Source organism: Kitasatospora sp. NPDC057518 (genome assembly GCF_042802075.1).
Taxonomy (GTDB): domain Bacteria; phylum Actinomycetota; class Actinomycetes; order Streptomycetales; family Streptomycetaceae; genus Kitasatospora.
Genome location: NZ_JBHVEU010000315.1, coordinates 1 through 10,365 on the forward strand (window position 1 = coordinate 1; position 10,365 = coordinate 10,365).

The 10,365-nt window shown below is 74.7% G+C and carries 7 protein-coding genes; 2 read left to right on the top strand and 5 right to left on the bottom strand.

Features of this window, described 5'->3' with window-relative positions:
* Positions 1-42 precede the first annotated feature (42 nt).
* Together ftsX and ftsE are read right to left on the bottom strand one after the other, a co-directional pair.
* Positions 43-954 carry a permease-like cell division protein FtsX gene (ftsX, locus tag ACFU7Z_RS27435; RefSeq protein ID WP_049653435.1) on the bottom strand — a complete coding sequence of 304 codons (912 nt, stop codon included), beginning with the start codon at positions 952-954 and terminating at the stop codon, positions 43-45.
* A gap of 79 nt (positions 955-1,033) precedes the next feature.
* Positions 1,034-1,723: a cell division ATP-binding protein FtsE gene (gene ftsE / locus ACFU7Z_RS27440; RefSeq protein ID WP_049653434.1), complete on the bottom strand. Its 690-nt coding sequence runs from the start codon at positions 1,721-1,723 to the stop codon at positions 1,034-1,036.
* A gap of 351 nt (positions 1,724-2,074) precedes the next feature.
* Here ftsE and ACFU7Z_RS27445 point away from each other — a divergent pair, with 351 nt between their 5' ends.
* Positions 2,075-2,269 (top strand): hypothetical protein, encoded by a 195-nt coding sequence (locus ACFU7Z_RS27445; RefSeq protein ID WP_049653432.1) that lies wholly within the window; start codon positions 2,075-2,077, stop codon positions 2,267-2,269.
* Between the two features lie 64 nt (positions 2,270-2,333).
* On the opposite strand, the gene prfB is transcribed toward ACFU7Z_RS27445, so the two are convergent.
* From prfB to ACFU7Z_RS27460, 3 genes are all read right to left on the bottom strand, one after another.
* Positions 2,334-3,446, bottom strand: a complete 1,113-nt coding sequence (gene prfB, locus ACFU7Z_RS27450; RefSeq protein WP_049653430.1) for a peptide chain release factor 2 — start codon at positions 3,444-3,446, stop codon at positions 2,334-2,336.
* Between the two features lie 81 nt (positions 3,447-3,527).
* The gene (locus tag ACFU7Z_RS27455; RefSeq protein WP_380780301.1) at positions 3,528-4,781 is read right to left on the bottom strand and encodes a serine/threonine-protein kinase; all 1,254 of its coding nucleotides are present in this window, start codon (positions 4,779-4,781) and stop codon (positions 3,528-3,530) included.
* Positions 4,782-5,034: 253 nt separating this feature from the next.
* Positions 5,035-6,972 carry a protein kinase gene (locus ACFU7Z_RS27460; RefSeq protein ID WP_380780303.1) on the bottom strand — a complete coding sequence of 646 codons (1,938 nt, stop codon included), beginning with the start codon at positions 6,970-6,972 and terminating at the stop codon, positions 5,035-5,037.
* A 380-nt stretch (positions 6,973-7,352) separates the two neighbouring features.
* Here ACFU7Z_RS27460 and ACFU7Z_RS27465 point away from each other — a divergent pair, with 380 nt between their 5' ends.
* Complete coding sequence (locus ACFU7Z_RS27465; protein ID WP_380780306.1) at positions 7,353-10,190, top strand: FHA domain-containing protein; 2,838 nt, start codon at positions 7,353-7,355, stop codon at positions 10,188-10,190.
* Positions 10,191-10,365 lie beyond the last annotated feature (175 nt).

The following is a 10,365-nucleotide window of genomic DNA, read 5'->3' on the forward strand; positions in this document are numbered from 1 at the left end:
GGACGGCGCAGTGCCGTCCGGGGCCGTCGGGGCGTCCGGGAATCAGACCTTGAGGTACTTGCGCAGCGTGAAGAACGCCGCCACACCGGCCATGCCCATACCCACCACGATCAGCAGCGGTATCACCGCCAGCACCGAGCCGAGGCCGATGAAGTGGATGAACTGCACCCGGTCGGCCAGCCAGTTCTGGACGAAGAAGTGCCCGCCGATCAGCAGTCCGGAGGCCATCATCGCGCCCAGCAGCGCCGAGAAGGCCGCCTCGGCGATGAACGGCATCTGGACGTAGAAGTTCGACGCACCGACCAGGCGCATGATCCCGGTTTCACGCCGTCGGCTGTACGCGGACACCCGGACGGTGTTGACGATCAGCAGCAGCGCGACGAACAGCATCAGCACCATGATCACGAAGGCCGCCGTCTGGAGGCCGTTCAGCAGGCCGAACAGGTTCTCCAGGATCTTCCGCTGGTCCTCGACCGACTTGACGCCGGGCTTGCCGGCGAAGGCGCTCTGGATCACGTCGTACTTGGTCGGGTCGTTGAGCTTGACCCGCCAGGACTGCGGCATGGCGTCCGCGCCCAGGACGGAGATGAGCGGGTTGTCCGGGTTCATCTCCTTCCAGTGCTTGTACGCGTCGGCGGAGCTCTCGTAGGTGGACGACTGGACCACCGAGGTCATCTTGTCCAGCTGGTCCTTGATGTCCTGGACCTGCTGGTCGGTGGCCGCACCCTTGTCGCACTGGGGCGAGTTCCGGGCGTCCGCCTTGGTGCAGAAGTAGATGCTCACCTCGACCTTGTCGTACCAGTACCCCTTCATGGAGTTCACCTGGTCGCGGACCAGGAGCGAGGAACCGGCGAGGGCGAGGGAGAGCGCGACACTGACCACGACCGCGATGGTCATGGTCAGGTTGCGTCGGAGACCCACACCGATCTCCGACAGGACGAACTGGGCACGCATGCGGGAAACAACTCCAGGGTCGGTACTGCTCCGGGACTGGCGGTTCGGGCCGGCGGCCCTACGGGTCAGCGCTGGTCGGTCAGTGCTGGTACCCGTAGACGCCGCGGGCCTGGTCGCGGACGAGCAGCCCCTTGTCGAGCTCGATGACGCGCTTGCGCATCTGGTCGACGATGGCCTGGTCGTGGGTGGCCATCAGCACCGTGGTGCCGGTGCGGTTGATGCGGTCGAGCAGCTTCATGATGCCGACCGAGTTCTGCGGGTCGAGGTTGCCGGTGGGCTCGTCCGCGATGAGCAGCATCGGACGATTCACGAAGGCCCGGGCGATCGCCACGCGCTGCTGCTCACCACCGGACAGCTCGCCCGGCATGCGGTCCTCCTTGCCGCCGAGGCCGACCAGCTCCAGCACCTCGGGCACCACCTTGTTGATGGCGCTCTTGGGCTTGCCGATCACCTCCAGCGCGAAGGCGACGTTCTGCGCGACCGTCTTGTTCGGCAGCAGGCGGAAGTCCTGGAAGACGGTGCCCAGCTGGCGGCGCATGTGCGGCACCTTCCAGTTGGACAGCTTGCCGAGGTCCTTGCCCAGCACGTGCACCGCCCCCGTGGTGGGACGCTCCTCGCGCAGGCACAGGCGCAGGAAGGTGGACTTGCCCGAGCCGGACGAGCCGACCAGGAAGACGAACTCACCCTTCTCGATCTCCAGCGAGACGTTGTCCAGGGCGGGACGGTTCTGCTTGGGATAGGTCTTGGAGACGTTGTCGAATCTGATCACGGCTGCATCACGGAGGCCATCCTAGGCGGCGCCAGTCCTTGGGTCGGTCCGCCCCTGGGGCCCGGCCCGGGGGCGGTCGAAGGGAGCGCGGAGGGCCGCTCCCGGACTCGGACCATACGCGAATCGGCATCCGGCCCGCAGGGGCCGCCCGCGACAACGCCCGCCCCTTGGGAGAGAATGTCCGTTTATGCCCCGAATATCGGGGGCCATCTCGCAGCCCGGGAGCCGGAACCGCCGGAACCTGGCAGAGTGGAGGGGGCGACCGCGTCACGGCCGCTCCCCCGTACAGGGCAGCACATGGAACCAAAGCCCCGTCCGGCGCGTTGGCTGTAGCAGCGAGGAGGAGATCGCATGACCTGCGACCATCTGGTGTGCGCCAACTGCAACGGCCGCGTCAGCGACGGGCGTTGCCCGGTGTGCCGGGCCAACCGGGCCCGGATCCAGGAGCAGCAGAGCCCGTTCGCCGCACTCTCCCCCGCGATGCTGCTGGCCCTGCTGGCCGGGCTGCTCGCGGTGGCGCTGATCGCGCGGCAGGCTCTGGCCTGACAACCCACGAGACGTACGACAAAGGCCCCCGACCACTGCGGTCGGGGGCCTTCGTCGTCTGCCGCTACTCGGCGCTGGTCTCGCGCTGCTTGCGCCAGCGGATCCCGGCCTCGATGAAGCCGTCGATGTCGCCGTCCAGCACGGCCTGCGGGTTGCCGGCCTCGTACGCGGTGCGGACGTCCTTCACCATCTGGTACGGGTGCAGCACGTAGGAGCGCATCTGGTTGCCCCAGGAGCTGCCGCTGTCCTTGAGCGCGTCCATCGCCGCCTTCTCCTCCTGGCGGCGCCGCTCCAGCAGCTTGGCCTGGAGGACGTTCATCGCGGACGCCTTGTTCTGGATCTGCGAGCGCTCGTTCTGGCAGGAGACCACGATGCCGGTCGGGATGTGCGTGATGCGCACCGCCGAGTCGGTGGTGTTGACGCCCTGGCCGCCGGGGCCGGAGGCGCGGTAGACGTCCACCCGGAGCTCGCCCTCGTCGATGTCGACGTGGTCGGACTGCTCGACGACGGGGAGCACCTCGACACCGGCGAAGGAGGTCTGCCGGCGGCCCTGGTTGTCGAACGGCGAGATGCGGACCAGGCGGTGGGTGCCCTGCTCGACCGAGAGGGTGCCGTAGGCGTACGGCGCCTTCACGGTGAAGGTCGCGGACTTGATGCCGGCCTCTTCGGCGTACGAGGTGTCGTACACCTCGGTGGGGTACCCGTGCCGCTCGGCCCAGCGCAGGTACATGCGCATGAGCTGCTCGGCGAAGTCGGCGGCGTCCACGCCACCGGCCTCGGCGCGGATGTTGATCAGCGCCTCGCGGGCGTCGTACTCGCCGGACAGGAGGGTACGGACCTCCAGCTCCTCGACCGCCTTCTGGAGGGCGACGAGCTCGTTCTCGGCCTCGGTGCGGGTGTCCGCGTCGTCCTCGGCCTCGGCGAGCTCGAACAGCACGCCCAGGTCGTCGATACGGCTGCGCAGGCCCTCGACCCGGCGCAGTTCGCCTTGGAGGAAGGAGAGCCGGCTGGTCACCTTCTGCGCGTTCGCGACGTCGTCCCACAGGGTGGGGGCGGCTGCCTCCTCCTCCAGGACCGCGATGTCGGCCCGGATCTTGTCCAGGTCGATGACGGCCTCGATCGACCCCATGGTCGTATCGAGGTTCTTGAGCTCTTCGGAAGGATCGACGGCTGCCACGCCCCCAGGGTAATGGTTCCGGGAGTGGTCATGACGACACCCCCGGTCCCCCCGGCCTCACGACCGCGGCCGCGGCCCCGGCTACGGCGCCCGCGGGGCCGTGCCGGACACCGCCGGACGGGTCGGGTGGCCGCCGTCCGGGACGGTGGCCGCGAAGGCCGTCCAGGCCGCGGCGGCGCCCGCCAGCAGCAGCACGGTGGCGATCAGCACGGCCAGCAGCCGGCGGCGGCGCAGCAGTGCCTGGCGGTCCCGGCGGTGGCCCGGGGCGGCGCGCTGGGCGCGGGACTCGAGCGCGTACGCGGCCAGCTCGTCGGCCGACGGGCGGCGCAGGCTGGTGTGGGTGTCCCGGGTGGAGTCCGGGGCGGCGCCGGGCACCAGCGGGACGGCCGGGCCGCGGCGGCGCTTGTGGATGCCGGGGCCGGCGTCGATCTCGGCGTAGACGGCCTCGCCGGGGGTCAGCTGCTCCTCGGCCGGGGCCCGGCCCTGGCCGGGCACGGCGAGCACCGGCAGGCCGGCCAGCGAGGGCAGCTGCTCGCGCAGCCGCGAGGCCAGCTCGGCGGCGCGCAGCCGGGAGGCCGGGGCCTTGGCCAGGCACTCGGAGATGATCCGCCACAGCCCGTCCGGCAGGCCGGGGATCGGCGGGACCTGCTCGGTGACGTGCCGGCGCAGCACCGCGCCGGTGTGGCCGCCGCCGAACGGGGTGAAGCCGGCCAGCAGCTCGTACAGCACGGTGGCGAGGGCGTAGATGTCGACGGCGGCGCGCGGCTCCAGGCCCTCGATGATCTCGGGGGCGAGGTAGTCCGGGGTGCCGATGATCCGGGTGGCCCGGGTGCGGCGCGGGGCGTCGACCAGGCGGGCCACCCCGAAGTCGGTGAGCTTGGCGCGCGGGGCGCCGCCGGGGCCGGGGGCGGCGGCGAGGTCGAGCAGGACGTTCTCCGGCTTGACGTCGCGGTGGACGATCCCGGCCGCGTGCGCGGCGGCCAGGCCGTCGGCGACGTCGGCGATGACCGAGGCGGCGGTCTGCGGGGGCAGCGCGCCGTCCCGCTCCAGCCGGGAGCGCAGGTCGGTGCCCTGGACCAGCTCCATCACCAGGGCGAGGTCGCTGCCGTCCACCACCATGTCGCGCACGCCGACCACCCGGGGGTGGTCGAGGCTGGTCAGCGCGGTGCGCTCCTGGACGAAGCGGCCGACCAGCACCTGGTCGGCGGCGAGGTCCTCGCGCAGCAGCTTGACCGCCACCGGGCCGTCGGGCCCTTCACCGAGCCAGACCGTCCCGGCCGAACCCCGGCCGATCACCTGGTGGACGGTGTACCGGCTGCCGATCTTGCGTGCCAATGCTGCTCCGTGGGCGGCGCGGGAGCGCTCCGGGGGTCCGGCGCGCTCGGTGGGGCGGGACAACAGCGACCAACCTACGCGCCCGGAGGGCCTGCGGGGGCCGCCCGAAGGGCCCGGAGCGGGAGTCCCGGCCGAGAAATCTCGATAATTGTCGACATAGCGTCAATGCGGCCGCCCGGGCGGGCCGGAGGCCGGAACGCCGTCCGGCCCCGGACCGGTTCCGGCTCCGGATCGGCTCCGGCCTCGGGCGGCGCTACTTGCCGAAGAGGCTGTTCGCCCAGTCGCGCGCCGAGTCGAACCAGCCCACGACGTTGTCCCAGTAGTGCGGCAGCGGCGTGAAGTTCCACAGCGCCACCCCGGCCACGGCCAGCACCAGCAGCACCATCAGACAGCCCTTGAAGCAGCCGAGCCCCGGGATGTACATCCGGTTGCGGCTGCGCGGGCGCGGCTCGCGGGCCGGCCCGGGCTCGCGGCGGGCCGGGGCCGGCGGCTCCTCGCGGCGCTGCGGCGGGGCCTCCCGGTACTGCGGCGCGGGCGGCTCGGCCCGGCGCGGCACCGGGGTGGGCGCGGGCGGCGGCGGGTAGCCGCCCTGCGACTGGCCGTACCCGCCCGGGGCCTGCCGGTAGCCGCCGGGCGGCTGCGGACGGCCGCCCTGGCCCCGCTGGCCGCCCTGACCGACGTTGCCTCCCTGGCCGGCCTGGCCCGCCTGGTAGGGCGGCGGGGCCACCGGCGGGCGCTGGGCGTAGCCGGGCGGGGGCGGGGCCTGGCGGTAGCCGCCGGGCTGCTGCCCGCCGGGGCGCCCGCCCGGGGCGCCCTGGCCCGGCCGGTGTCCCTGGCCGCCGTGGCCGCCCGGTCCGGCCGGGCCCCCCTGCCCGGCCTGGTAGGGCTGCGGGGCGACCTGCGGCTGCGGGAGGTCCTCGTAGTCCTCCGGGCCGAAGTAGCCGACCTGGGTCTGCTGGTTGCGGTCCCGCGCCGCGCGCAGCTGGGTCTGCCACGGGTGCGGCGCCTCCTCCTGCGGCGGCCCGGCGGGCGGGGGCGGCGGCACGGCGGCGGGCGGCATCACCCGGGTGCGGTCCGGGGCGCCCTGCGGGGGCGGCGGCTGGGTGCCCATCACCGCGGTCGCCGCGGCCGGGTCGTACTGCCCGCTGGTCGGCGGCAGCACCTGGGTGTGGTCCTCGGCGCCGGGGGTCGTACCGGGGACCATGAAGCCCGGGGCCAGGGCGCCCGGCACCATCGCGGGCGGCAGCGGCGGCATGCTGCCGGGGACAGCCGTCGGTTGCGGGTCCGGCAGCAGCAGGGCGCCGACCGCCAGCGCCTCGTCCACCGCCGCCGGGGAGGCGTGCACGCCGACCCCGGCCGCGACCACCCGCAGCGCGTGCGCCAGCGAGGTGGCACCGGGCCGCTGGGCCGGGTCCTTGCGCAGGCAGCGCTCGATCACCGTCCAGAGCGGCTCGGGCATGGTGCTGGGCCGCTGCGGCTCCTGGGCCAGGTGGGCCTGGAGCACGGCGAGGGCGCTGTCGCCCTGGAACGGCTGGCGGCCGGTGACCAGCTCGTACAGCATGATCCCGGCGCCGTACACGTCCACCGCGGAGGTCTGCGGACGGCCCTCGGCGGACTCCGGCGCGACGTAGGCGGGGGTGCCGACGAACTCGTGGGTGCGGGTGACGCCCGGGGAGTCGGCGAGCCGGGCGATGCCGAAGTCGGTCAGCAGCGGGTGCATCCGCTCGACGCCGTCCACCACGGTGGAGGCGAGCATCACGTTGGCCGGCTTGAGGTCGCGGTGGACGATCCCGTCCGCGTGGCTGGCCGCCAGCGCGTCCGCGACCTGGGCCATCAGCAGGGCGCCGGCGATCGGGCTGAACGGGCCGTTGGCGCGCAGGTAGCGGGCCAGGTCGGGGCCGTCCACCAGGTCCATCACCAGGGCCAGCAGCTCGCCCTCGACGACCAGGTCGCGGACCCGGACGATGTTGGGGTGGGTCAGCCGCAGCAGCAGGGAGCGCTCGCGCAGGAAGCGCATCACCACGTCGGGGTCGGCGGCCAGCTCCTCGCGCAGCACCTTGATCGCCACCCGCTGCCCGGGCGGGCAGCCCGGCACCTGGACGTCCTCGCGCACCACGCCGCGCCAGACGGTGCCGGTCGCACCCCGCCCGAGGGTCTCATCCAGCAGATACTTGCTGCCGACTGGCCGCACCTGTCGCACTCCTCGCCGTGCCGCCCGCGCGGGGCGCTCCTCCGCCGGTGCGGTGAGCCTGCCGGGCCCGTGTCTGCGGCCACTCTAACGGTGACCGTACGGGTTTTTGAGGTGGTCGGTAGGCCATCCGCACGGTCTGGGGAAGGGTTGGGGGAGATCCCCTAGGGAAGGTCCCGGGCACCCCGCGAGAGGACCGTCGACCTGACTCTCCGTCGCCCCGGTCACGGCCACGATCGCAAGATCGTCAAATCCGGTACGGTGCGCGGACCGTCCGCGACGGATGGCAGGATGGACACTCGCCACTCGTGTGGCCCAACGGTGCCCTTGGCACCGGGCAGCGGCACCAGGCTTCACATCAGCAGAAGGGACCCGCGGGCGAGATGCAGATCCGGCTGACCGTCCTCCGACCGCGCAGCGGCCCGTCCGCCGCCGGCTCCGCCATTCCCTACGTGGACGTGCTGGTGACCGCGCCCGTCGGCACCGCACTCGGCGCCATCGCGGGCGCGCTCGCGGGTGCCGTGGGCGTGCGCGGGCCGCGGGCCGCCACCCACGTACACCTGTACGCCGGGGCGCACCGGGTCGACGAGCACACCCTGCTCGGCCACCCCCCGCTGCTCGACGGCGCCGTCCTCAGCCTGAACGAGCCCGACCCGACCGCCGACGACCCCGACGACGCCCCCGCCGCCGCCGAACTGCGGGTGGTCGGCGGCCCCGACGCCGGCGGCGTGCACCGGCTGCACGGCCGGGAGATCCGGATCGGCCGCTCCGCCGAGGCCGACGTCCCGCTCGACGACCCGGACGTCTCCCGATTGCACCTCTCCCTGCACCTCGCCGAGGACGGCCGGATCTCCGTACGCGACCTCGGCTCCACCAACGGCACCGCCCTGGACGGCCGGCTCGTCCCGCCCGTCCCGCCGGAGGCCGCCGTCCCGCTGGAGCCCGGCGCCGTGCTGCGGATCGGCGAGTCCACCCTCCAGGTGACCGCCCCCGACCCGGCCGAGGCCGCCGGAGCCGTCCGCGCCGCCCTGCCGGACGGCCACGGCCACCTCCAGCTCGCCGCCCCCGGGCCGGTCCGGCCCGCACCGCCCGTGGTCGAGCCGCCCGCCGCCCCCGAACCCGCGCCCGGCCGCGGCCGCGGCTTGTTCTCCCTGCTGCCCGGCCGCGCCGCCGAACCACCCGGCCAGGAGAGCGCCGAGCGCCACCACGCCGCGGTCCGGCTGCGCCAGACCGCCGCCCAGCGCGAACGCTGGCCCGACCTCGCCACCCTGCTGCTCAACGCCGTCGGCCCCGGCCCCCGGCTCTGGGAGCGCGGCCCCGGCCACCCCGACGCGCTCACCCTGCGGCTCGGCACCGCCGACCGCCCCGGCGGCCCCGGCACCACGCCCGGCACCATGCTGCCCGCCGTCCCGGTCACCCTCGACCTCCAGACCGCCGGCAGCCTCGGCCTCAGCGGCCCGCGCGAGCGCCTGGACGCGCTCACCCGCGCCGTCGTCGCCCAGCTCGCCGCGCTGCACCCGCCGACCGGGCTGAGCCTGGTCGTGGTCGACGCCGACCCGGCCCGCGCCGCCGAGGACCGCGTCGACACCTGGGCCTGGGCCCTGTGGCTGCCCCACCTGCGCCCGGTCGACGGCCAGGACTGCCGGCTGCTGATCGGCCTCGACGACGAACAGGCCACCGCCCGGCTGACCGAGCTCACCGCCCGGCTCAGCGGCCCCAGCGGCCTCGGCGGCCACCCCGCCACCGTGGTCGTGGTCGACGGCCGCCCGGCCACCGAGGCCGCCCGGCAGGCACTCGACCTGCTGCTGCGCCAGGGCCCGGCCGTCGGCATCTTCCCGATCTGCCTCGCCGAGCAGCCCGAACTGCTCCCCCGGGGCCTCGGCGCCACCGCCCTGATCACCGGCGAGGTCGGCACCCAGCTGTCGCTGTCCCGGCCGGTCGCCCGCGGCCGGGAGACCCTCCACGAGGTCTCGCTGGACGCCGTCTCGGACGCCTGGGCCGAACGGCTCGCCCGGGTCCTCGCCCCGCTGCGCGAGGCCACCCCGGCCGCCCGCGGCCCGCTGCCCGACGTGCTGCGGCTGCTCGACCTGCTGCAGCTCGACACCGTCACCCCGGCCAAGCTGTCCGCCCGCTGGGACGCCCACGCCGGCGGCATCGGCGCCGCCACCGCCCTGCTCGGCACCACCCGGGACGAGCTCTGCACCCTCGACCTCGCCGACCCCGAACTCACCGTCCCCTCTCCCGACCCGGGCGGCCCGCACCTGCTGATCGGCGGCGCCCGCGGCTCCGGCAAGACCGAGCTGCTGCGCACCCTGGTCGCCTCGCTCGCCGTCTCCGAGCGGCCCGGGCGGCTCGCCGTCACGATCATCGAGGGCCGGGCCACCGCGGACGGCCAGGACGGACTGGACGGCTGCACCGAGCTGCCGCACGTCAGCGGCCGGGTGAACGCCGCCGCCGACCCGCGCGCAGCGCTGCTCGCGGCCGAGGCGCTGGAGGACGAACTCACCCTGCGGGAACGGCTGTTCGACGGGCTGGACTTCGCCTCCTGGCACGCCGCGCGGATCCTGGACGGGCAGAGCCTGGACGGGCCGGAGGCGGACGCCGAGCACCCCAAGGTCCCGGTGCCCGCCGCCGTCGGCGGCGGAGCGGCCACCACGCCCCGGATCATCCCGCCGCGCAGCGCGGAGGGCCCCCGCCCGACCGGCCCCGCCGCTCCCCCCGCCCGGCTGGTCGTCGTCGTCGACGACTACGACGCCCTGCTCTCCCCCACCTCCGCCGCCGGCCGCCCGCTCGCCCGCGCGCTGGCCGCCGTCGCCCGCCGCGGCGGACCGCTCGGCGTCCACCTCGCCGTCGCCACCGGCCGCCCGGAGGAGAGCGCCGGCACCGAGGTGGACGAGGCCGCGCTGCTGCGGATCGCCCTGCGCACCGAGGACCCGGCCGACTCCGACCTGCTGATCCACCTCGGCGACGCGGCCGCCCTGCCCGAGGACACCCCCGGCCGCGGCTACCTCCGCCTCCCGGACGGCGGCGTCACCGCCTTCCAGACCGCCCGGATCAGCGGCCGCATCCCGCGCACCGCCACCCTGCGGCCCACCGTCGTCGCGATAGACCCGCTCCAGCTCGGCGCCCCGCCGGCCCGCCGGCCCGTCCGCGAACTCGGCAACGGCCCCACCGACCTCGCCCTCCTCGCCAGCGCCCTCCAACGCGCCGCCGCCCGCTGACCCCTCCGGGGCCACCTCGCCTCGCACCCCGTTGCCGCTTCGGCCACCCCGAAGCGGCAACGGCATCAGGCACCACTCCCCGCACAGGAAGTCGTCAGGTCGACTTCCTGTGCGGGGAGAGCCACAACCGCCGCGCTCCTCGCCGCAGGTCGCCCGCCCGCCAGGACGACAAGGC

Bases quoted from the DNA above. Each gene is read 5' to 3' on its own strand.
- ACFU7Z_RS27445 (WP_049653432.1), top strand. From the start codon at position 2,075: ATGACCTGCGACCATCTGGTGTGCGCCAACTGCAACGGCCGCGTCAGC.
- ACFU7Z_RS27465 (WP_380780306.1), top strand. From the start codon at position 7,353: ATGCAGATCCGGCTGACCGTCCTCCGACCGCGCAGCGGCCCGTCCGCC.
- ftsX (WP_049653435.1), bottom strand. From the start codon at position 954: ATGCGTGCCCAGTTCGTCCTGTCGGAGATCGGTGTGGGTCTCCGACGC.